This is a genomic window from Paenibacillus tundrae (assembly GCF_030812775.1).
Taxonomy (GTDB): Bacteria; Bacillota; Bacilli; order Paenibacillales; family Paenibacillaceae; genus Paenibacillus; species Paenibacillus tundrae_A.
Genome location: NZ_JAUSTI010000012.1, coordinates 69740 through 94255, shown reverse-complemented (window position 1 = coordinate 94255; position 24516 = coordinate 69740). Strand labels below are relative to the sequence as shown.

At 46.3% G+C, this 24516-nt stretch carries 17 protein-coding genes; 2 read left to right on the top strand and 15 right to left on the bottom strand.

The window, feature by feature from the left end; translation table 11 throughout:
- Positions 1 to 38: 38 nt before the first annotated feature.
- From J2T19_RS19950 to J2T19_RS19910, 9 genes are all read right to left on the bottom strand, one after another.
- Positions 39 to 1691: a type 2 periplasmic-binding domain-containing protein gene (locus tag J2T19_RS19950; protein ID WP_307218816.1), complete on the bottom strand. Its 1653-nt coding sequence runs from the start codon at positions 1689 to 1691 to the stop codon at positions 39 to 41.
- Positions 1692 to 1715: 24 nt separating this feature from the next.
- Entirely contained in the window at positions 1716 to 2585 is an 870-nt protein-coding gene (locus tag J2T19_RS19945; protein WP_056702053.1) for a carbohydrate ABC transporter permease, read from the bottom strand.
- Between the two features lie 15 nt (positions 2586 to 2600).
- Positions 2601 to 3542 (bottom strand): ABC transporter permease, encoded by a 942-nt coding sequence (locus tag J2T19_RS19940; protein ID WP_251383546.1) that lies wholly within the window; start codon positions 3540 to 3542, stop codon positions 2601 to 2603.
- 228 nt (positions 3543 to 3770) lie between these two features.
- Positions 3771 to 5321, bottom strand: coding sequence for a response regulator (locus tag J2T19_RS19935; protein WP_307218814.1), 1551 nt, complete (start codon positions 5319 to 5321; stop codon positions 3771 to 3773).
- Positions 5322 to 5804: 483 nt separating this feature from the next.
- The gene (locus J2T19_RS19930; protein WP_307218812.1) at positions 5805 to 6722 is read right to left on the bottom strand and encodes a class I SAM-dependent methyltransferase; all 918 of its coding nucleotides are present in this window, start codon (positions 6720 to 6722) and stop codon (positions 5805 to 5807) included.
- Between the two features lie 117 nt (positions 6723 to 6839).
- Complete coding sequence (locus tag J2T19_RS19925) at positions 6840 to 8063, bottom strand: MFS transporter (protein WP_307218810.1); 1224 nt, start codon at positions 8061 to 8063, stop codon at positions 6840 to 6842.
- A 19-nt stretch (positions 8064 to 8082) separates the two neighbouring features.
- Entirely contained in the window at positions 8083 to 10155 is a 2073-nt protein-coding gene (locus J2T19_RS19920; RefSeq protein WP_307218808.1) for a molybdopterin-containing oxidoreductase family protein, read from the bottom strand.
- A 674-nt stretch (positions 10156 to 10829) separates the two neighbouring features.
- Positions 10830 to 11672 (bottom strand): formate/nitrite transporter family protein, encoded by an 843-nt coding sequence (locus J2T19_RS19915; protein ID WP_307218806.1) that lies wholly within the window; start codon positions 11670 to 11672, stop codon positions 10830 to 10832.
- A gap of 310 nt (positions 11673 to 11982) precedes the next feature.
- On the bottom strand, positions 11983 to 13344 hold the full coding sequence (locus tag J2T19_RS19910) for an FAD-dependent oxidoreductase (protein WP_307218804.1): 1362 nt from the start codon (positions 13342 to 13344) through the stop codon (positions 11983 to 11985).
- A 502-nt stretch (positions 13345 to 13846) separates the two neighbouring features.
- Here J2T19_RS19910 and pelA point away from each other — a divergent pair.
- The gene (gene pelA, locus J2T19_RS19905; protein WP_307218802.1) at positions 13847 to 15052 is read left to right on the top strand and encodes a pectate lyase; all 1206 of its coding nucleotides are present in this window, start codon (positions 13847 to 13849) and stop codon (positions 15050 to 15052) included.
- 334 nt (positions 15053 to 15386) lie between these two features.
- Here the strand turns inward: pelA and J2T19_RS19900 are convergent, their stop codons facing one another.
- The 3 genes from J2T19_RS19900 to J2T19_RS19890 form a co-directional block, all read right to left on the bottom strand.
- Positions 15387 to 15866 (bottom strand): glutathione peroxidase, encoded by a 480-nt coding sequence (locus J2T19_RS19900; protein ID WP_307218800.1) that lies wholly within the window; start codon positions 15864 to 15866, stop codon positions 15387 to 15389.
- 303 nt (positions 15867 to 16169) lie between these two features.
- Positions 16170 to 17060 carry an ABC transporter ATP-binding protein gene (locus J2T19_RS19895; RefSeq protein WP_307218798.1) on the bottom strand — a complete coding sequence of 297 codons (891 nt, stop codon included), beginning with the start codon at positions 17058 to 17060 and terminating at the stop codon, positions 16170 to 16172.
- Positions 17061 to 17467: 407 nt separating this feature from the next.
- Positions 17468 to 18169, bottom strand: a complete 702-nt coding sequence (locus J2T19_RS19890; protein ID WP_307218796.1) for a CPBP family intramembrane glutamic endopeptidase — start codon at positions 18167 to 18169, stop codon at positions 17468 to 17470.
- 92 nt (positions 18170 to 18261) lie between these two features.
- Here J2T19_RS19890 and J2T19_RS19885 point away from each other — a divergent pair, with 92 nt between their 5' ends.
- Entirely contained in the window at positions 18262 to 19005 is a 744-nt protein-coding gene (locus J2T19_RS19885) for a MerR family transcriptional regulator (protein ID WP_307218794.1), read from the top strand.
- Between the two features lie 66 nt (positions 19006 to 19071).
- Here the strand turns inward: J2T19_RS19885 and J2T19_RS19880 are convergent, their stop codons facing one another.
- The 3 genes from J2T19_RS19880 to J2T19_RS19870 all read right to left on the bottom strand — a co-directional run bounded on the left by J2T19_RS19880 (position 19072) and on the right by J2T19_RS19870 (position 24478).
- A complete protein-coding gene (locus J2T19_RS19880; protein ID WP_307218792.1) occupies positions 19072 to 19581 on the bottom strand; it encodes a hypothetical protein in 510 nt (169 codons plus the stop codon).
- Between the two features lie 458 nt (positions 19582 to 20039).
- A complete protein-coding gene (locus tag J2T19_RS19875; protein WP_307218790.1) occupies positions 20040 to 23222 on the bottom strand; it encodes a GAP1-N2 domain-containing protein in 3183 nt (1060 codons plus the stop codon).
- The gene (locus tag J2T19_RS19870; protein WP_128103867.1) at positions 23219 to 24478 is read right to left on the bottom strand and encodes a TRAFAC clade GTPase domain-containing protein; all 1260 of its coding nucleotides are present in this window, start codon (positions 24476 to 24478) and stop codon (positions 23219 to 23221) included. Before J2T19_RS19870 ends, J2T19_RS19875 begins: the two co-directional genes overlap by 4 nt.
- Positions 24479 to 24516: the final 38 nt, after the last annotated feature.

Here is a 24516-nt window from a genome sequence, read left to right as displayed (position 1 = left end):
TATATAGCATATGCGGCTTGCCGAACATTCCTTGCCTACTATTTTGCATTATATCGGTCATACGCAGCTTGATGAATCTCGATGGCACGGTCAATGCCCATACTCTTGATCGTTTCAGCCATGGTGTCAAATTCCGTAATTGGCTTCTGTCCGCTAATGATAGCCGTCATCGTCTCATTCAGATACGTATTCACCTGGCTCATAATGGACGTGCTTGTGCTAGCCTCATCGGTAGTTAAACGAATTGGAGGAAGTGTCAGTGCTGAGCTGGCTTTCATCCATTCCGTATTCGCTGCTCGTTGGCCTTCATCGAACAATAGTGCATCCAGGTAACGGCTGTCTTGATTGATTGGGCCATCCATAATGGATAGTGCATACGAAGCCAGCGCCTGGTCATATGTCAGACCATTCGGATTATTCAAAATGACATCGGTGAATTTGACGCCATCGCCTTCTTTCACATAACTCTCGTTCTCAATCCCGAAGTTGAACAGATCACTGCCCTCTTCACTGTAGTTATAGTCCATCCATTGGACGATATATTTCAGTTTATCTTCATCTGCGGAAGATGTGATGGCTTCACCATAACTCAGAACTTTATTTTCCATGTTAAACGTCGCATAGGCTGTTCCATCTGGAGACTGTGGCCATGGCGCACCTGTTACATCGAAGTTCGGATCGGTATCTCTCATGAGGTTAAAATATTTCCCCATCCCGCTAAATACACCGCCCTGATAAGCACCTGCCAGATTGTTGGTAACCTTGTAGTCGAACGCCTTACCATCATTGGTCATAATCTCAGGGTCAATCAGACCTTCCTTATACCACTTCGCCATCGTTTCCAAGAAATCGCGATATCCTGGTTGGATCGGGCCAAACTCGACCTTGTCTCCATTCATCTGGAAGCCGCCAATAACGCCAAAGGCAGTAGCAAAGTCATGCAGCTTGGTCAGGTTACCTGGTCCCCAGTTACCTGTGAAGGGTAATTCATCTTGTTTCCCGTTGCCATTCGGATCTTGTTCCTTGAACGCCTTAAGCACCGTATACCACTCATCAATATTCGTCGGAGCCTGCAGGTTCAACTTATCGAGCCAGTCTTGGCGGATAATCAAACCAGAGGTTGCATTCAGCTTGAGTGCATCCAGCTTGAGCAGTGGGAACATATAGATCGTTCCATCATCAAGGGCAATCTGCTTCTTCACATCCGGATCGGATTCAATGATGCGTTTCAGGTTAGGTGCATAGCTATCGATTAGCTCATTCAAACGAATAATTCGGCCATCCTTGATCATTTTCTCCGGTCCGCCAACGGCGTCAGCCCAGTTATAGTAGATCACGTCAGGTAATTCTTTGGTAGAGATGAGCAGGTTAAATTGATCTTTCTGCTGTCCCAGTGGAGGATGTGTAAATTTCGCCTCAATGCCTGTTCGCTTCGCCTTCTCCTTGTACGATGCCATATCTGCAAAGTTGTTCATTGAAGCCGTGAGCTTGGCATCATTGGCGCGCCAATAATTAATCGTGAAGGGTTCGTTTGTAATCGGTAGCGGAATCTCAGTCAGTGCTTGAACCGCAGGCTCCGTCCCTTCTTCGGGCTCTGTAGCACTTGGCTCACTCGCTCCTCCAGTGCATCCAGCCAATAAGGACATGGTGAGTAGAGATGACAATAGAATAGACCCCATTCTTTTTTTCACGTAATTCGCCTCCATGATTTTGATTTATTGTTTCACAGCGCCGATTAAGGCACCCTGAACAAAATAACGTTGGATAAACGGATACACCAGCATAATCGGAAGTGTCGAAATAATAATGGTGGCATATTTGATGTTCTCGCCGATCGCAAAGCCTGTATCCACACCTGCCCCCATCGCTTCCGTGCTGCTGCTAATCAAGATGTCACGCATAATAATCTGGATCGGGTACAGCTCTTGACTCCGCAGATAGAGCATCGGCCCCACGTAATCATTCCAGTGATCCACGGCGTAGTACAGCATCATAACCGCTAGAATCGGCTTCGATAAAGGCAGCACAATGCGGAATAGAATCAAGAAATCATTGGCGCCATCCAGCTTCGCGGATTCGATCAGACTGATCGGGATGCCTTCGAAGTTTGTTTTCATAATGAGAAAATAGAATGTGCTGATCGCTCCAGGGATAATCAGGGCAAAGCGCGTGTCCACCATCCCCAGATTTTGAATGAGTAGGAACGTCGGAATCATGCCCCCACCGAAAAACATCGTGAAGGTAATCAGCTTCATCAGTGTTTTTCTACCCAGCAGATCACTACGGGATAACCCATATGCCGCAAGTGAGGTCATCAGCAAGTTGATTGCTGTTCCCACCACCACGTAGAAGAGCGTGTTCATATAACCCGTGTAGATACGGGTATCCTGAAATACCGCTTTGTACGCTTCCAACTGAAAGCCTTCGGGCCAGAGCATGAGTGAGCGGGAACGTAACATCTGATCCGGATCACTAATCGAAGAGTTGAATACATACAGCATCGGGTAGAAACACAGGATCATGACCACCAAGAGCAGTAGCGTATTAAATGCATCAAAGATATGTTCACCTGTAGACCTCTTCATCGCTTCACCTTCCAATTACCAGAGACTGGTTGAGTTGAGCTTTCTGCTGATTGCATTCGCAGCGATAAGCAGCGCAAAGTTAATGACTCCGTTGAACAGCCCAATGGCTGTTGAATACGTATAATTGCCCTCCAGAATACCGGAACGGTATACAAAGGTTGATATGACATCCGATGTCTCATAAGTCGGCGCGGTCTGCATGAGTAATATTTTCTGAAAATCGGCATTCATGACCGCGCCCATACGCAGAATAAGCATGATGACGATCGTTGGCATGATGCCAGGTAGTGTAATATGGAGCAATTGGCGCCAGCGATTTGCACCGTCAATCTTGGCGGCTTCATACAACTGGGGATCAATGCCACTAAGCGCCGCCAAGAAGATAATGGACGCCCAGCCTGCACCCTGCCAGATATTCGATAGAATGTAGAGCGGACGGAACATATCTTTCTCTGCCAAGAACATCAGTGGCTGTAGATCGAAGAATCCACGGATGACATTAAACAACCCGCCGTCCAGAGATGAGAACGTTTTCAACATTCCGACCACGACAACAACTGAAATAAAATGCGGCATATAGCTGACCGTTTGCACTGTGCTTCTGAACCATTTCTTACGTACTTCATTCAAGAGTAAGGCAAGTATAATTGGAGCTGGAAAGCCGAATACAATACTGTAAAAACTCAGAATCAATGTGTTCTTAATGAGTCTCCAGAAGTAATAACTTTCGAAGAACATGGTGAAATTGTCAAAACCGACCCATTCTCCTGCCAATATGCCTTTGACCGGGCTATACGATTCCTGAAACGCCATCAGGAGCCCATACATTGGCCCATAGCTAAAAATCAGATAATAGGCGACGACAGGAAGCAGCATGAGATATACATACCTGTTACGAACAAGTTCCTTTTTCACAAAGCCCCATTTGCCAGCTGGCTTCAAATGTCCCGGCTCCATCACCGGACTTCGCTTCAGCTCCATCCACTGTACCTCCAATTCTGATGTGGAAATCCTCTATACTCCTAATGATAGAACTTGGATGGGTGTTCTTCCCATGCTCATTTCCGAGATATGGATGTTCAAAACCGTGTTCTACAAATTCATGTATAAAAATTACGGTTTCAGCACCCCGAAGCCGGGGACGGCTATAAAAAAACAAAAAAAACCTGCTGTCCATGAAGACAGTCAGGTTATGGCTTTCTTATATTCGGATGGAGAGAAGCCCGTATATTTCTTGAACACTTTGCTGAAGTAAGGCCAGTTCGATCCAAAGCCCGTATACTCTGCGAGCAAGGACACCGTATAATTCCCGTCCTGCTCCAGTAGCTCCAATGCTTTTTGTATCCGGTAGGTGAGCACGTAATTGGTGAACTTCTCGCCCGTTTCTTTCTTAAACATCTTGCCGATATAATCGGGATTCATGTAGATCTCTCCGGCGATGGACTGGAGGGTTAACGTTTCATCCTGATAGCGTTTCTGTACAAGCTGCTTCACCTGTTGCACCATCTGAGACTGCCTGGAACGTTGCTGTTCATAACGGCGAAGGGTAATCTGTTTGGCTACGGTCAGCAGGAACTGCTGGAAGGAATGAAGTGTACTCGTCTCAATCATGCAAGGTAACCGGTCCATGTAACGCTTCATATCTGCAGCTCCGCTGAGCCGAATAATCTCCATGAATATTTGGATCAGGTATGATTTGGTCTGGGATATATCGTAACGAAGATCAACGAGCAGTTGGAAGATCCGATTCAGCTCCGCTCCCGCATCCTGCCAGTGTCCTGCTTGAATTGCGGTGACAAGCCTTCCCTGATCATACTCAAATTCAGGCACATCTCGCTCCTCAATTGGGGTAACATCACGCTCCATAATAAGGCTACCCTCTCCCAGGTAAAAGCGATGATTCAGGTACGCAATCGTCCGCATATATAATTGGCGCGTCTGTGGCAGTTCACCCGGCTCACTTAGCGCCATCGTTAAGTCATAGCGGTAGTACCGGGTAAAGGTGGCTCGAATCTCATCAATATTCCGAAATAGTTGTGCTTCGGACATCGTATCTTCCATCATGACGAGCAGATGCCCTCTAACCGTTGTACTTAATATCGGATTATGAAAAATATCCTCCGCGATGTTCTTAACAGCGAACAAGTGCAGATACTCATGCTCTCCCTCAATCTCGACCAGTAACAAACGTACACGCTGACCGAGAAATTGCACACTAAACAGCTCGCCAAAATACTTCCATTCCTTCACACCATACGTCTTGTTGGTGACTAGTTCCTTCAGAAAATACTCTTTCGCATGTGGCAATACACGTTCCAAATTGTACTGAATGGTCTGCACAAAGTGTTCATGATCATTGAGTTCACGCTTCTCACTGACTAGCTCTCCGATGGCTTGTACCAGACTTTCCTCACTACAAGGTTTGAGCAGGTAATGCTTGACCCCATACTGCATAGCCGTCTTCGCATACTCAAATTCAGTAAAACCTGTGAGCATAATGAACGAGATATTCCGATATTTCTCCGCCACCGCTTCAACCAGTTGCAGCCCATCCATACCTGGCATACGAATATCCGAGATAATAATGTCGGGGCGTTGACGTTCAATAAAGGCAAGCGCTTCCAATCCATCGTGAGCAATCCCGATAAGCTCCGTACCCAGTAGGGACCAATTCACGACACTGGAAATTCCGTCAGAGATCAGAAATTCATCATCAACCAACAAGACCTTGTACATGTAGAATATCCCCCTGATTGTTAACTACTTTTATTCTATTATATGAGCATTATGCATAAATATGGGGGGTCGTTGCGAATGGCAGTGATTGATGCAAATAAGGGTGTTTGATGGACAATTGTTGATATTGTGATTTTACATGAAGATTACAGAGACACTATAGTACACTTACCATAATGGTATAAAATGGATTAAATATTATGAGTGGATGTGAGACTAATCAACATGAAATTAAAAGTTTTTCTAAAATACTTTCTGGGCTTTTTTATTTTATGGAATGTATTATCCGTCGTATTCAATATGATCTTACTGGGTAAATCCTTAGATGAAATTGATTATATAACGATCATGTTCGGTGGGGCTGTATTTAGCGTACTGATTGCAATTTCAAAGGCACGAAATGAATGAAGAAACAGCCTTCCTTCGTTAAAAGAGGAAAGGCTGTTTGTGGTTATTCGGGTATACCTTTTGCCTACGCTATATTTATCGTTTTACCGCATGGATATAATGTACCGACTCAAATGCCGATAGATCATCCGTACGATTCGAGAAAAATTGCTCTTGAATGCCTATTGGAGAGAGGTGCTCATAAATGAGCAGACCAGCCTCAGCCAGCAGCTTCTCCATCTCCGCATATGTGTAGCACGCTTGGATCGACTCCCCGCCTACTGCAGCCATTTGAATCATATTTTGCACACGATTAGAGATCCCCTTCTCTTCAAACAGATGCTCATCTGGATAATCAAATACAATAGAGCTTCCCGAAGGTACGACAGCGAATATACGCCGAAGCAAGTTGGACAAGTCCTCTTTGGTCAAGTAATAGGATACGCCAAGCAAGCTGAAGAAGGTTTTATGATGATCACTAAATCCAGCATTCATCATAGCCTGAACAGACAGAGGAAGCGTGAAATCCATAGGTACAAAAGTGAGATTAGCGGGAACATCCCAATTCGCTTGTACCAACCGACTCTGTTTCGATTCCTGTGTAGCCGGGGTATCCAACTCAAAGATGCGAAGCGTAGTACTGAGCTCTCTATGCCTGAACGCAAACGTGTCTAAGCCAGCTCCAAGAATGACATACTGTGTAGCTCCGAGTGTCACCTCATGAAGCAGAACCCGCTCGCAGTAGGCTGCACGAGCCAGTGGTGTCGGGGCAAGCTGCACCTGAACAATCCATTTCAGAATCACATCCGGATCATCCTTCATGTTGCCCGCCATTTCTGCATCAAAAAAAGACATCCCTTGGATCATATTATTCCGAATCTCTGAATGCTCCTGAGGTGATAGTAATTCCTTAGCCAGACTATCATTGAAAATACAAGGTACATCATACTGACTGTGATACGCTCGACTAAACGCTGACACTAATGAAGTTATACTTACCTGTCCATGCTTCATATCGTGTTCCTCCCACAAAAAAATAAGATTCCCCCTGGCCAGGAGAATCTTATTATATACGGGATATTTACATGTGTAAATTATAGCATATAAACAAAATTTTGTCAATCATTTATTTTAGCCGTCTATTCCATATTCCTTCACCTCACGGTGCCGATTCAGTGCCGCGTGCAGTAGGAAACCAACGATCGCTACACCTGCCATTGCAGTTGCAAGCCAGGCTACAGGAATCAATCCCTGCTTGTCATACATGACCCCCATCGCATACGGACCAATGACCCGACCAATTGCACCGATACCGCCGGACACCCCAATATAGAAGGGCGCTGCTCGTCCAGCGTGCTCGGATATAAATGCCGGCGTTGCCGGGGAGATCAGCATTTCGCCGAAGGTTGCAAGCACCATCGCCAGAACCATACCGGGATAGTTATACATTGTGATCATCACCAGGTATGCCATGCCGTAGAATACGGCACTAGCCGTCATCTGCGCATTGGAGGTACGCGCCATCGTACGTTTAATCCACGTCGTGAAGGGCTGTCCTACAAAGATCAGCACCCCGTTCAGGGTCCAGAGCAGCCCATACATTCTTTTCTCCATACCTTCTGAAATAATGTAGGGCGATACCCCTGTATTCCAGATCGAGTTACCAAATAACAGGAACAACACACCTAGACTCATAAACAGATATAGCCTCGTATTGCCTAGCAGTGCCCATACACTTGCACCACTGGTCTCCGTCTGGCGTTTGGTCAGATGTACTTCCCCTTGCTCCGGTTCAAGTCGCGATAGATAATACCAGAAGAATATCGCAAAGCCCACCGAGGTTACCCCGTTCAATATGAAGCTGAGGTGATACGAAAAGTCCGCCAGAAATCCACTAAGCGCTGTACCAATCGCCACACCAATGTTGTTCGCCACATAAATAATGTTGAACAGTTCACCACGTCGCTCTGCGAACCGAAAACCGATAAACGCTTGAATCGCAGGTAGCGACAAGGAACTAAATAAGCCAATCCAGCCCATTGCACAAATAAATACAACCCAATATGCACTGATCCACGGTAGAGCAAACAGTCCTAAAGCGTTCAGTGCCAGCGATCCGATAATCAACTTTTTGACGCCTACTCTGTGGTACAGTGAGCCGCCAAGCAATTGTCCAAAAATACCGCCCAGAGATTGAATCAGGATGACAAATCCGGCGTTAGCCATCGTCCGACCTAACTCGTCAAACACATACATCGTTGTCAGCGGCCACATCAGGGCACTGCCTGTCGCGTTGACCAGACTTGCCAGCAAAAACACTTTTACTTCCTTAGGATAGGAATCCAGCCATCTCATAATGTTCGTTCATGCTCCTTCATACACCAACCTGACGCTTCACTTCAACAGTGGCAGAGAAGAATGTCGCTCCATTCCCCATATCAGACAGACGATTGGACGTCAGCTTATTGACGCGCTGTTTCTTCCCTTCGTCATCCCACCACAAGCCTTGGCTAATGACCGTTCCTGGGAGCATTGCTTCGGTAATTTTCGCTGTAAGCTCAATCTGTCCACGTTCGTTCCACACGAGCACCGTGTCGCCCTCTTCCACGTTTCGACGTGCGGCATCCTCTGGATGAATCTGTAGCATAGGCATCTTCTCCAGACGTTGATGCTTCTGCGTATTCGCAAATGACGAGTTCAAGAAGTTATGATTCGGCGGAGATACAAACATCAGCGGATATTCATCCGTAACACTGGCAGGTCGCTCTCCATCATAACCTTCCAAGGAAGTGCGGTACGTAGGCAGGGGTGGCAATCCACGCTGCTCCATCGTTTCGGAGTACAATTCAATCTTCCCAGATGGCGTTGGCAAACGGTCCAAGTAAGAATCATATGGCGTCATATCCAGCTTAACAAACCGCTGCTCCTGAAGTGCCTCCAGCGTTACCCCGTTCATATATGGGTTGTCTGTATTCTGGAGTGCTGCCTCAATCATCTGTTCTGGCTTCTCACCAAAGATCTCAGGATCGTACCCCATCGCCTGTCCAAGTAAGGAGAACAACTCTACATTGCTCTTACTCTCCCCAATCGGTGCGATGACAGGCTCCTGTATATGAACGTACTGATGCCAGTAGGAGGTGTATAGGTCTGTTGCTTCAAACGAAGACTTCGCAGGCAGCACAATATCTGCGTATTTGGCCGTATCCGTCATGAATAGATCGTGTACAACCGTGAATAAATCTTCTCTTGCAAAACCTCGCTCCACCCGCTCGGAATCCGGTGCAACAACCAGTGGGTTGCTGCAATACACTAACATCGCTCGGATTGGCTGCTCTGCTTCGAGCAGCGCTTCACCAATCCGGTTCATGTTCACTACTCGCGGCTCTGGATTGTGCCGCAGATCCGGACGCTCCAATGCATCGCTATTGGTGCTCGCATAGCTATTCGTGCGGACTGCGCCGCCGCCGCGCTGCAACCAGTGGCCAGTGATCGCAGGCAGACATGATATGCTGCGCACACTCATCCCTCCATGATCATGATGCTGGAGGCCATTGCCGATATGAATATGCGCTGCGTTCGCCTTGCCGTATAGCTCAGCCAGCTTCACGATGTCAGCTTCCGGCACGCCGGTAATGCGTGCTACACGCTCTGGGGTATAACTTTGAACATGATCACGTAGTGCGTCATGTCCTACGGTATACTTTTGCATAAAATCTTCATTCGCCATCCCACGTTCAAACAACACATGCATGATTCCCAGTGCCAATGCACTGTCTGTACCTGGGTAGAGCGGGATAAACCAATCTCCCCATTGAGCGGTACGGTTGCGGTGTACGTCGATCACGACGATCTGAGCGCCCTTCTTGCGAGCTTTCTCTGCGAGTACAACCTGATGCATATTCGTACTGACAATGTTGCCTCCCCATACGATGATGAGATCCGCATGCTCGGTATCCTCTGGGATTGTCCCTTGATTAGCACCCATGGTATATTTCCAGCCGGTATTGCCCGCCGCATTACAGATCGTCTGCTCCAGCATACTCGCTCCAAGTGCGTTGAAGAACCGTCGATCCATACCGTCAACGCCGAGAATGCCCATATTACCATAGAAGCTGTACGGCAGAATGCTCTCTGATCCGTACGTCTCCGCAATGGAACTGAATTTGGAAGTAATCTCGCCAATTGCTTCGTCCCAGCTGATCTGTTCGAACTTGCCTTCACCCTTGGCGCCAACCCGTCTCATCGGATATTGAAGCCGCTCAGGGTGGTACACACGCTCGGTCATATTTCTAACTTTGTTGCAGATAGCGCCCTTGGTGATTGGATGATCGGGGTTTCCCACGACCTTTACAATTTTTCCGTTCTCTTTATGTAACAGCAGACCGCATGTATCGGGGCAATCGAGTGGACAAACTGCCGGAAATACACCATTCTCCTGATTAATCATGTTGAAGTTCCTCCCCTGTAAAAGCTATCTCTCTATCATATCTTCTCTAATGCGTTACCGTAAAGAGAACAGTTCATTTTCACATCTACACAGGACGCCATTATTTTGCAAAAAAAGTTTTTTGCTTTTGATTCATTCTCCAGATTCAGGGGTAAATAAAAAACAAGGCATTAGGCTAGTGTTTCCCCACTTCCTCCTCATGCCATATCATGGACCACTCCCGAAATTCGCCATGAACAGGTTTCGTTCCCCCGAACCTTGTCATGGCGAATTTATTTTGTGTATTTATATAAATTAAACTAACGAGCATTTACACTCACACTCCGACGGCAGAATAACCTTCCGATCGCTGTTATCCCCAGATTTTTTTGATTCCCTTTTCCAATGGGAAAATCCGGCGATAAAGGCGAACGCTCCGCTTCTTCTTGTTATTTCTGCCCTCTACGTTCTGGTGTAAATGTTAATTCATTTTATATATTATATAGAACTAAACTGATGATTATTTACAGCTGTCACTTCGTTGACAAAATAACCTTAACTCTGCCTCACCGACAATATTAAACATGAAAAAACGATCTCGTTTCCGCTCTGTCACGGGGTTGCTCACCGTGATTTAGAACGAGACAAGATCGTCTGCGCTAAGGGCATGTCTGAAACCTTCCTGGATATAATCGTTACGCCTGTTTGCTCAGCATCGGTCTAGCTTCAGGCTCAGTTGCCATTTTTAACTCCGGCTTGACTTCCGACTCGCTTTTACGAAGGTACACCATATAGTAGGCTGCCGCGACAAACAGAGCACCACCCGTCAGATTACCAAGCCATACCGGTATGAAGTTCATGATGTATTGTGTCCACGAATAATGCCCTTCGAAGATCGCAGCAGGAATTAAGAACATATTCGCGACAACGTGCTGGAATCCAATCGCGACAAAGGCCATCGTCGGGAACCAAATACCGAGTACTTTACCACTCATCGTATCTGCTGCATAGCACAACCACACCGCCAAAGCGACCAACCAGTTGCAACCAATGCCGGAGATGAAGGCTTGCAGGAATCCGTCATGTAGCTTATGCCCCGCCATATCCACAACCTTCGCTAGATATACGCCCTCACTCGTTAGCCCTAACACATGACCAAACGCATACGCCACGAAGATCGCGCCTAGAAAGTTCCCAATCGTCACCAAAGTCAGGTTCTTGAGCATGCTGCCCACCGATAGTTTACGTGCGATTGTGGCTAGAGGTACAGCCATCATATTGCCAGTCAGTAGCTCTCCGCCGCCGATAAGCACCAGAATAAGACCTAATGGGAAGACAGACGCACCGATTAGGTTCACCAGGCTTCCCCACTCTGCCGGAGCAGAGGCAACTACCCGAATATTTAGCAGAAATCCTAGAGATATAAACGCCCCTGCCATAAAGCCAAGGATAAGTACAGATAAAACAGGATTATGAGCCTTCTTGATCCCGCTCTGCACCGTGTATTGTGCAACCTCAAGAGGTGTTTTGACCGCCATCGCCATTCTCTCCTTTGCTTCTCATTTTGAATGGAACGTTCTTCAGTTCATGCCTGAGTTTTTTTATAGCTTCACTGCCCTGATCTAATTGTATCTTGGCTGAAGATAAAACTTTGTGCAAATAATCACAAACAATAGATGCATTTTTAGTTATTGATCCGTTTCACTTCAATATTAACTCTGTTAGAGAACAGGCTACTTCTCTCAGAACAACCAAAAGGCCAGCGATTACTCGCTAGCCTTTTGGTTTATTTAGTTCCTTTGATTAGTTCCTGATTTACTTTTTATTGCACTCCGGATTCGCGCTTACTTACACCAGCGCTGGTGCTTTCACTTCAATTGGAGGTAAAGCTTGCAGTCCAGCTGTGTTCAAGAAGTTCCACGGTTTGTTGTAATGTGGCTGGAAGAAGAAGTCGATGAATGCAAGCTCATCTACCGTCATGTTGTTCTGAATGCAGACCGAGATGGTGTTGATCGATTGTGTCAGATCCACTTGAGACATCACTTGTGCACCAACAATGCGGCGAGTTGCTTGTTCATAGACCACTTTGAGCAGCAGCTTCTCAGCTGTTGGCATGAACTCCGGACGGTAGCTATCCTCCAACACGACAGCCTCGACCATCAAGCCTTCATCTGCTGCAGATGTTTCCGTCATACCTGTACCTGCAATGTTTTGATCGTAAATTTTGATACCCGATGTACCTTGTGTACCCATATACGGTGTTGTAGGACGAACCAAGTTACGCGCTACGAGAGTTCCCATTCGTACAGCATTGGTTGCCAGTGGGATGTAAGATGCTTTACCTGTTGGGTTGTAATGAATTGCACAGCTATCGCCTGCGGCGAAGACGTCCTTCTGACTCGTTTGCATATATTTATCTACAATGATGGCACCATTCGGAAGCATATCCACCTGACCTTTGAGCAGCTCCGTATTCGGGCGGAAGCCGATGCACAGGATAACGAGATCTGTTTCAAACTCACCTTTGGATGTAATGACTTTGCTCACTTTGCCATTCTCACCGGTAAATTTCTGTACCGTCTGACCCAAGGCCAGCTTAATACCGCGGCTAGTCAGCGTGTCTTCGATAGCATTCGTAAACTCAGGATCGAGGTATTTGTTCAAAATACGATCCACACTATCAATCAAGGTGACTTCCTTACCGTTCATTTGGAAAGCTTCCACCAATTCAATGCCGATGTAACCTGCACCTACAACCGTGATGCGTTTAGCGTCTTTGGCTTTTTCGATAATGGTATTGGAGTGGTTATAGTTTTTGCAGAGTAAGATGTTATCCATCTCAATACCTTCCAGCTTCGGAATAACCGGCCATGATCCTGTAGTGACAATGAGCTTATCGAAAGTATCTTCGAATTCTTCCCCTGTTTGCAGGTTTTTAGCCTGAAGTTTGTGATTAGCCGTATCAACGGCTGTAACTTCATGCAGCATTTTGGTTACAACGCCCAGATCAGCGAGCTGATTCGGGGATGAGTAGAACAGTCCATCTGGATCTTTCACCACGCCACCAACATATAGCGCAATACCACAAGATAAGAAGGAGATGTTGTCATTGCGCTCGTACACGGTGATTGTTGCGTCTGGATACAATTTGGCGGTGTTAACAATAGCTGCGGTTCCTGCGTGTGTACATCCGATAACTGCGATTTTCATTTAAAATTCCTCCTTGAGTGTATGAAAAATTATAGGATTTATAATGTTAATTAAGTTGTGAAATATTTCACTACTTTGTCGATACTGTCCATGTGATTTATTTCACTTTATACACTCATTATAATGTGATCTTTTTCACATTGCAATAGGTTTCTAAAAAAAATTGTCGAAATGCAGTTTAACTCGGCTGGCCTGCTATTGGTATGATTCCTCGCCCTGGGTACTGCCATGGGTGTATTGCATGGGTTTACGACGTTATTTTCCCCTGAAAACAAGCCCTTTATGCTCCAGCGTGATGATCTGAATTGCTTCAAAGAACCACAGAAAATGGGTTATTTCTAGCCCTGCCTTAACATACATCCAGAAAGGTAAATCCAATATTTTTCAAAAGCAATAAATAAATGGGTTGATTTTCATGATAGTAAGCGCTTACAATACAGGTATATGATCCTTTATTTGGATTTTATATACTACAAATACCAAAATTACAGGAGGCGTTCATTTGAAGAAACATTCAGTGCCTGCCACACTCAAATTGGTTCCCGTCGCGCTTGCCGTTGCCATGATGACAGCCGGAGTCGCTGTACCTTACGGTGCTTCAGCTGCTTCCACTACCCCTGCTGCTGCTGTCGATTCCCCGCCCGTAACGATCAAAACCGAAGTTTTGTCCTCCAAAGCTTCAGCAGGTGTGGATGTCTCCTCTCTGCTTCAGAAGTTTAGAGATTTTAGTAATTTTGCCACTGGTGATCTAGCTAAGGATACAGCCTATGCACTCAATATCGTCTCATGGCAGATGCCGCATGGTGGATTCTACAAAGACATGGAAGAGCAATATGCAGCACCTTGGGATGGCGTAACAGCACGCTCTGGCTGGAAGGATCCAAATGGCACTGAACTCGGGACGTTTGATAATGATGCTACAACATCAGAAATCCGTTTTCTAGCTGATATGTATAACAAAACAGGAAATCCCGTCTTCAAGGACAGCGTCCGCAAAGCCGTCGGCTTTATTTTAACCTCTCAATATCCGTCTGGAGGATGGCCACAGGTATATCCTAAACGGAGCAATTACTCCGACGCAGTGACTTATAATGACAATGCTATGGTACAAACGATGATCCTCATTGACGATATCGTGGAGCGAAGACAGGGATTTGACAACGATATTTTAAGCAACAATGACCGTAATAAACTGAAGACTGCTCTGGACAAGGGTATCAACTATACCCTTAAAGCACAGATTATCAATAACGGCCAACCTACCGTTTGGGGTGCTCAGCATGATCCTGTGACCTATTCTCCTGTAGCAGGTAGAGCGTATGAATTGGCTTCCAAGTCGGGATCTGAGTCTGTAGCCGTAACTGCCTTTCTCATGTCCAGACCGCAAACACCGGAGATTGAACGAGCAGCCAAAGCAGCGTTGCGCTGGTTTGATACGGTTCGGGAAAATGGAACCAAATATAATCGGCAAGGTCCTGTTTATTTTGAGCCGGATGCGGGGAGCGTGATCTGGTACCGCTTCTATAATGTAGATGAGGATGTGCCTTTCTATGCGGATCGGGATGGATTGAAATACATGAACATTCTGGACATCAGCGAAGAACGGCGACACGGGTATTCCTGGGCAGGAAGTTACGCGCGTAATCTGTTGAAGCTTGCTTCGGATACCGGGTACTATCCTCTAAGTAAACCTTTGCCTGGATCATAAAATTTATGCCGCTAGGCATCCTTCGTAATCAAAAGCGAACTGTTTGAACAACCTCTTATAATCCAAGTTCACAAAGTTCGCTTTTCAGTACCAAGAAGATGGGATAAAGCCAGAAATGGAGTAGCGGAGCGTAGGCAGACTACGTGAGCAACTACATTGTTTCCCAAGGGAACAAACTTCGTAAGCATTCACTTATTTCGGCTGAATACTATATTCGCTGCTGATGATGCCGTCAGGCATCCTTCGTAATCAAAAGCGGACTTTCTGAACAACCTCTATAAATGATAAAGGAGCCTGGTCTCTTGATCGAGACCAAGCTCCCCACATCATGTATTTAACCGAGCAGCTTCTCGATCTCTGCTGTCATAGCTTCTGGAGATTCTTTAGGCTCATAACGACCTACAACCTCACCCTCACGATTAACCAGGAACTTCGTGAAATTCCACTGAATCGTGTTATCTTCACCCTCACCTGGCTGCTGTTCACGAAGGTACTGGAACAATGGATGAGCATCTTCGCCGTTAACTTCGACTTTCGCAAACACAGGGAAGTTAACCCCATAGTTCACTTGGCAGAACGACTCAGCTTCCTCACTTGTACCAGGCTCTTGTCCACCGAACTGATTACAAGGGAAGCCCAATACAACCAGACCCTGATCGCGATAACGGTCATATAACTTCTGTAATTCGCCGTATTGTGGAGTCAGTCCACATTTGCTGGCTGTGTTGGCAATCACCAATACTTTACCTTGATACAGATCCAGAGGTGCTTCCTGATTAGCGGTAGTTAACGCTTTGTACGAATATACGGACATGACTGATTCCTCCCATGATTTTGTTCTAGACTTAAGCTAACTTAACCAGAACGACGGTGCGCTCTCTTGAGTAGCCTGTCTTACTATTATAAACATGAACCGTTTAATTACCAAATATCCTCAACACCTATCTATCTGTAACCACTCGTCTTTCATTAGATTCTCCACCGTACACCGTCCTACATAAAATGTAGTCCCCCTTTAGCAGTCTCTATACAAAAAAATAAGTCACGTGCAATACTGCACGTGACTTATTTCTATAATTAATGACCTATATATGGTCTGCAATATTTAAATTCGTGATTAACTTCCCGTTGCCTGATGAACACGTTGTTCTTTACGTTCTCCGGCATGAACCATCGCACTGTTGATCACCCGTGGATCTGGTGTCGTGGATTGTTGTTGACGCTCCCCTGCAAGAGCATAAGGCAAGCAGAGAGGCACACCAGAACGTGGATCAATAACGATATCCGCTTCAATGTTGAATACTTCACGGAGTACATCAGAGTTCATAACCTCTACAGGCGAGCCTGTAGCGATTGCTTTACCCTTCTTAATTCCGATCATATGATGCGCATAACGTGAAGCATGGTTCAAGTCATGGACAACCATAACAATGGTGCGGTTAGCTGTCGCATTAAGCTGTTCCAGCAATTGTAACACCTCAAGTTGGTGAGCCATATCGAGGAACGTTGTCGGCTCGTCCAAGAAGAGAATATCTGTTTCCTGCGCAAGTGCCATAGCGATCCAAGCACGTTGACGCTGTCCACCAGACAGTTGATCAATTGGACGGTCATGGAACTCCGTCATGCCTGTTACATTAATCGCCCATTCAATCATGCGCTTATCTTCAGCACGCATTGAACCAAAACCTTTTTGATAAGGGAATCGTCCATAAGACACCAGTTCCGTTACTGTGAGTCCTTCGGGAGCTGTAGGATTCTGTGGCAAGATCGCGAGTTGCTTCGCTACTTCACGCGTGGATTGCTTATGAATGGACTTTCCGTCGAGCAGAACGTTACCAGCCTTAGGATTCATGATCCGAGCCATCGTTTTCAGGATCGTAGACTTTCCTGAGCCGTTGGCTCCAACAAGTGCTGTGATTTTCCCTTGGGGAATCTGGATATTCAGATCCTCAACAATTAGTCTTTCCTCATATGCGATATCCAGCTTAGACGTCTCCAGACGAAACATTCGATCATCCCTCTCTCATTTATCCCGGTGATACCCCGGCTATCGACAACGAAAACGAAATTGTAATTCTGATTATTTCCGGCGCAAAATATCTTCTATGCTAAAGATACTGATAATCATTATCATTTGTCAACAGGTAATCGAAATTAAATCTATTTTTTCTAAGCTGGATCGACACATTTTAGCTACTAACTTCAGTAATTCCCCCCTTAAATACCTGTGTGAATGTGAGAGCTTTTCTCAGCACAAGCGTAACCTAACGCATCATTTTCGGAAAAACCATTCCAACCATCAATATGCTCTTTCGTTCCATTTATTCACGAAACTCAGAGAACAGAATCTCAACCACGTCCATATTCATACCACGTCATTCATCCGCCCTCGCATGAACTATATCAAAATACACTCTACCCCAACGCTGTTAACAACACAGCAATCGTATTAAATACACCATGAACGATCATGCCAGGCACGACCGATCCTGTACGTTCATAGGTCCATGCAAGTACAACTCCACTAATAAAATTCACAGGCATGGCATTCATCGTAGGGTAGTGTGCAGCAGTAAAGATCAGTGAACTAATCACAATAGCCCAGCTCATACTCACACGAGTGCGTAGCCAGCGAAATATAAATCCACGGTAAAATATCTCCTCATAAATGGGTGACACAATCCCTGCCGACACTACACCAATGAGAATTGTAAACACTGTAACACTTTGCTTCAAACTCTCTGTTTTGCTGTTGTCCACCGTATTTCCAAGTAAACTGGTCAGATACACAGCTCCCACACTGAGGACGATGAGCATGAGTGTCCATAGCACTATCCTCCACCAATCCTTTGCAGGGAATCCCTTTAGACCTACCTCTGTCCAGGACAGTTTCTGTGGTCGTAACGCGACCAAATAGATCCCTAACAAAAGAACAATCGCAATCGTTAGTCCTGTAAGAGTTCCCGAGTAAAGCGTATTGCTCAACCATTGTTCATACAGGGACTGTACTGCAAACTTAATAACAAATATGACAAATACAAATTCAAGCGCAAGTAAGGCGGCAAACTCACGCCATGTCCATTGATCCATCTTCTTCCACGTGTCTGTGCTAGTCATCCTTAACCCCTCAATCCTCTGTGATATACTTGAATGATATATGGTGACGTTACGTCACCTGCAAGTCATAATTTCGGGAGGAGAGCAGTACCATGAATCGATGGACAACAGGACAAGTATCCAAACAGCGGAATATTTCGGTTCGAACCCTGCGGTATTATGATCAGATCGGTCTGCTTAAACCGAGTTATAAAGAAGATAACGGCCGCCGTTATTATTCTGAGGAAGATTTATTCACTCTTGAAAAGATAACCTTGCTTAAGTCATTATCATTACCGCTCGATGACATTCGAAATGTAATGGACAGGCTGTCCTTTCGCCATATTTTGATCGCACACCATAATCATCTTCAGGAGCAGCTCTCTTCGCTTCAGAGCAGTATTGCAAATACGACATCCTTAATTAACATGGTTGATCTAGAGGGTGAACTCTCTTGGGAACGCGTCTCTCATCTGGTTCATAATGTCCAGCCTACTGCCAAACAGTGGATCGAATATTTCACCGATGACGAAAGTGCATTTCTACAGAATGCCCTACCCAGACTAAGTAGCGGTGACCAGGCAACTCAACAATATGTTTCTTTGCTACGACGGATTGAGTGGTGCATACAGGAAGCTATTCCACCACAATCCGATGAAGGTTACCATATTGCCTTTGAGTTAATGAAGCTATCACAAGAAACCTTCAACGGAGATGAGGAATTGATGGAGAAGTTCTGGGAAGTGAGGAAGCGTCCTACTGAAGAGTCAGGACTATATCCCGTATCTGAGGACGTGCTGAATTTTGTGGAGATGAGCATTGCTTATGTTCTTGAAAAAGAGAAAGCACAGCAATAGTTCAAAAGGAATGATTAAACGTAGCCTGCCTATCGTTCAACTTTCTACTTAATTCTCACCCTTTCTTCAATCCGATTGTATCTCGTGGAGATATAAGATCATTCTTGTCTTATCATCAAAACCAGTTTCCTCTGACTCGAAGTCCGCTTCTACTACCACCTGAATCTCATCCATAGGGATATCTCGAAGCTGTTCCTGAGTCAGTTGAATCTGATACTCTTTCGTATACCACTCGTTAGCCTTTAGAACGGTTGTAACTCCAAGGTCGATAGAGCTTCTAGGTGGAAGAATGGATTCCCCATCATGATGTAGATCAACATCGAACAGTCCAACGCCATGAAAGATTTCATGCTCTGTCTGCTCTCCAACATACTTGATGCTGGGACGAAAATGGATAAGCTGCTCCCCCTCAGAAGTCGCCACAAGCTGCAACACATAATTCCCTACTTGCCTTGTTGCTGTAAGTGATCCATCTTGCTTCTCCATCTGATCCGATGGGTCTGAGATTGGATCCCCTGCATTAGAACATCCCACTACGACACAACACATCAATATGATTGCAAGCCAAACTTTCATCATATGCCCCCTATGTCATCTAATTTTATTCTATAAACCTCTACATTCTATATAATTGAACTTAACATTTACACGTGAACGGAGAGGACAGAAATAATCTGAAGAAGCGGAGCGTTCGCCTGAAAGCTTTCTGCAAGAAAGCTACATCGGAAGCATAAGCTATCCCCGGATTTCCCTTTAGGAAAGAAGAATCAAAAAAATCTGGGGATAACAGCGATCGGAAGATTGTTCTGTCATTGGAGTGGCAAGTGTAAATATTCTTTAGTTCAACTTATATAGACAGTCAAAACCATCCAAATGTTACATGAAAATGAATTGCTGTTCACAAAAAATGACCCCGGTAAACCATTACCGAGGTCATTTAATATGAATGAATTGCATGACATGAGTTCTTGAAATCATTGTGTTCATACATAAGTTCATTACATTCAATGCTGAAACGACCAGAAGACTTGCTGCTACGCCTCTGGCTGTGATGTTAGCTCAATCACAGTGGTTCCACTTTGGATACTGACAATGTTCGCTGGATCCACATCCGTCGGGAGTGAGACCTGTTGGCCGAAAGGATATAAGCGATCTGCCGCCTCAACGGTAAGTGGTTCTGTCACAGGAGAACCTTCTTCTCCAGCCACCGTAGAGTTAGAAGATCCGGGTGGCGTTGTCCCTGCTCCATCTGGAGAAGACTCGTTCGTAGATTCGGTCGAATCGGATGTTGTGGTCGAATTGGAATCATGACTTCCACCATCATTACTGGATTGGGTATCATCGGTTGTATCAGTAGAGATACTCTCCGAACTCCCATCAGAGCTATCCCCCGAATTCCCTGCTGCCGTATCCTGTGATTCACCATCAGATGAATCTACCGCATCTGGTTCCTCATTCCGGTTGAAGCTCTCCCATTCACTTGTCGCATCCTCCAGTTCAACGACGCTACCGTCCGCCAGCTTCAATTGCAGCTTATCCGTCTGCAATGCATCGCGGTCTGCTTCATTACGGAAGCGAATGACGAGTTGCGGCGCAGTCGCTGTGCCGCTCTCTTCGGTTGCTGGTGCAATGTATGCCATCTGATCAGCTAATGAAACTTCGGGTTCAGCCGGGATCGCAGGGTCTTGAACCGGTGTAGGTGAAGCTGCAGGTGGTTCTGCATTATTCCCCATTAAAGCATACGTTCCTCCGGCAATGCCAAGAATCAGAATGACCACGAATGACCCTAGAAAAACATTTTTCCTCTTCCCGGTCAATAAACGTACCAGAGATGAAGATAATTCTGACTTCGCACGGTCATAGGTTGGCTTCATGGTCTTACTTGCTCTAGCATAATATGGCTTAAAGGCTGACTTCGACTTGAAGGCTTCACGATCATGCGCCTTGAAGTACGCTACGATCGCATCGGAGTATGGCTTGCTCGCTTGAGACCCTCGGACAAACAGCCGTTGATTGCCCGACCATTCCAGAAACGGATACAGACCTCGCTCACTGCCTGCTGTGCTCCGAACAAACTCAATCAGACCTGCATAGTCCAGCTTAGCGCCGCTACCTCCACGATAAAAGGCGAGAGGCAAAGCTGCGAACGCATCCTCATCAGGACGTTCTCTAAGCTCATCGGCAAGCCAGCGTCTGGTCCAACGCTGGAGCTCATTACGCTCTGTAAGGGAGAGGGCTTCCAGATCCTCTTCATCCCGACCTTCACCACTGAGCCAGGCTCTCGCGGCGAGCATCATGTTCGTGCGTGCGGATACATCTGAGCCCTGACGTGCAGCCCAATCCCGAACCTCACGATCATGCTGCAAAATATCAATGCTTAACAGATGCGCCCGGCCCACTCGATCTAGATCAAGATCCTGAATCAGGAAGAGATTAATGACGTAGGCGAGCTTATCCGCCAAGCGGGTTAATTGCTCTTGATAGGACAAGGCTGCCGCGTCAGCTCCAGGTTTACGTTCTGACCGGACAACCACTTCGGATTGTCCGATCTGTCCCGTAATTCCCGTGTCTACAGCGTCTTCCATGGAGGTTGAGACACGATCCAATACACTGACTCGACTGAGCGCTTCATTGGCGGAATGTACCGGATTCAGTGCAGAGCACAGCCGCTCGCGAAGCTCTGAGGCTGTCCGTTCCAGCAAGAAATCGTTATGGATAGACGACGGATGGGAAAGTACCCAATTCTCAATAACGTCCACCACATTTGCCGATGACTCTGTATGTTTTAATTGACTGTCCAAGTAGGGCTCAAATAACAGCTTGGTCAATGACTCATTAGTTAACACCTTACCGAAAAATGCACGATTCAGCGCAACATTCCGATCCAGTAAACTGTATAATTCTTGAACCGCCCGCATACGTTTCTGTGTGCGCGCATTGTTGATCGCATAGATGAAATAATCTACGATTCGGGCTTGAACCACTGGCGTTGCTACGGAGAAATACTCACCGATTCGAGCTGCAACCGGCTCTTCAGGCACATTCTCTCGCTTAACATTATTTAATTCCCGACTAAGCAGCGTCAGGAACAGCTCATTCAGACGAGCGCGGCGCTGGATTGCCCCCTCGGGTTTCAGATATGTAAGAAGCCCACTTAGCACACCGCTTTTATGATTAAGATATAGGTCTTCATGTCCTTGTTCAAGCCGGTAAAATAGAGATAACTCCCCGTACGCTTCAACCGAAAGGTCACGTCCAGGCTCCATGCCCGATAGCATCTCATCGGCATAAGAATAAAACGGCGTAGCCGCCTTCGGATCATGTAGCAATGACCATGCAAAATCCATATAAGGAAGATTTGCCACTGCTGCATCCACGTGGGTTACTCTGCCTGACATGAGATCGAACGTAAAGTCCTTCTCTGTATTACGATCTTTGGGACGAAGTGTGCCTCGTTCTACGAACTGAAGGTGGATGCCCTTCTTCGCCTGTGGTTCCTTGGCAAACGTCATGAACCCAAGCTGTCTCCGGAATGCGTAAGGTAGTGCCGCATAGAGCAGACGAAGCAACTCCTTCGCCCCTGCTGTGACTTGCTCTGCGGGCAGATCCAATGCGATGTACACTTTACGGCGTGTCGCGACAGCCTGCATCACGGCATAGAGCAAACGCTTGAACAACGTCTCGTTCAGTTTTAACCCAGCCAGAATCTCGGCAAGCGCGTCGGAACGGGCTCCTAAGCTGAGTTCAGCCTCCTGCTCTTTCAGTGGAACACCTGGTAAATCAGACAAAGCAGGCAGTACTGTGCCTTGCTCGATGTCATAAGACGTAGCAAACGCCACATCCAACCAGCGACCCGTTCTCATGAGCTCTTCCGAGCGTTCGGAAGGCAACACATAGTTATGAGCAAAGAAGGCACTGCGAAGTCCCGTAAAGTCCGCCGCTTGGTACACATTCTGCCCTAGGATCGTCTCTCCACTGTCCAGATGCAGTAGATGTATCGCAGCTGGGAACTTGGTCTCGTCCTTCTCACTCCGGCCAGTCAGCTCCGCAGGAGCATCATAGACACAGTACGGATGAAGTACTTTTTTGATAAAAGAAGGTTCCAGTCCCGGTGATGCCGCGACCGTATCGAAGCCTTCCGTTGTGCGAAATACCCCTCGCCGCTCACGGGTATACATCTGTTGTTCAATCGGCGGGGTCATGGAAGACTGCATCATCCCACTCTCCCCTCAATGTACTTCAGCTTGTACAGCAGCCATAGGAATGGCTCGTCCACGCGGATCGGACTAACAACCCCTTGTAGCTTCATATCTACCGGATTGCTTCCTAGTGCGGACACAGCGAAATATGCCGTATCTTTGAAATAAACATCCATTGTGCCTTTGAACGGACGATCTACCTTCTCAATAAAACGGCGAATCTCTCCATCGATATTCTCAAACTCCGTCAAGTCGAACCAATCGCGGTGAACCATGTTACGGAACACGTTGCTGTTGGATTTGATGTAATCGCCATCCTCATCCTTCAAGGAATGCAGCATGTCACTTTTGGTCAACACAACGGCTGTTGGAATGTTTGTTTTTGCCTTATCCTGATAAGCGATAAAGTCACCGAACAATGTCAGTACCACGTCGCGCGGTTCATCATATCTTGGTGTCCACTCCCCTGGCTCATTGCCGAGGTTAATCCGGATTTTGTCCCGAATGGAGCGAATCTGAAGTGGATCAACCATAAACAGAATGCCTGCTGAATTTTTGATATGCTGTCCGTGAAGTCCCAGATAATCCTGCTCCACCATACCCTCACCAGCCACGTCAAAAAACACCAGTGTCAGTGGAGCTTTATCTTCGTCCTTGAACACAAATTGGAAAATAAACGGCTCCTGCAACTTCTCCTTCTGCGTTGAATCCAGCAGATCCCCCCGCTCAAACAACGGCTCTTCATAATCCGCACGGAATCTACGGCTAATCTCTGCATTCAGCGGCATACAAGCAGCATCAAAATGGTCGGCTGTGTAATGCTGTAACGTATGGATGAGCGATGTCATGTACACCGATTTACCCACCTGGGAAGCCCCAATAATGGATATGATGTTGCTTGGTGCCTTACCTGCTGTAACAGGTAACTCATTATGACAATGCGGGCACAGTCTACGGCGGGTGACAACACCATACCGATCATTCAACCCCATCACAATGTTGTCTGAATAAATGCGATGCTCCTCTGGTACGTCATGCGGGGCAAGCACGGCCTCCATATCAAACACCGTATCAAGCCCAAACCGTTCACGGTAGCGATTCAGCTTCGCATCTTCCCCCAATGCGTAGTCTTCATCGTCGTCTCGGTGATGAGCTGCCCGGAATACAACCTCTTCAGGTGAGAATTTACTGAAACAATAGGGACATACAATATCGTAAAATAGCGGCCGTTCTTCTGGCTGCTGTCTTTTCAAAAAACGACTAAAAAAGCTCATAGCCACTCCCCTCCCCTAATTGAAAGTCAACCTATTCA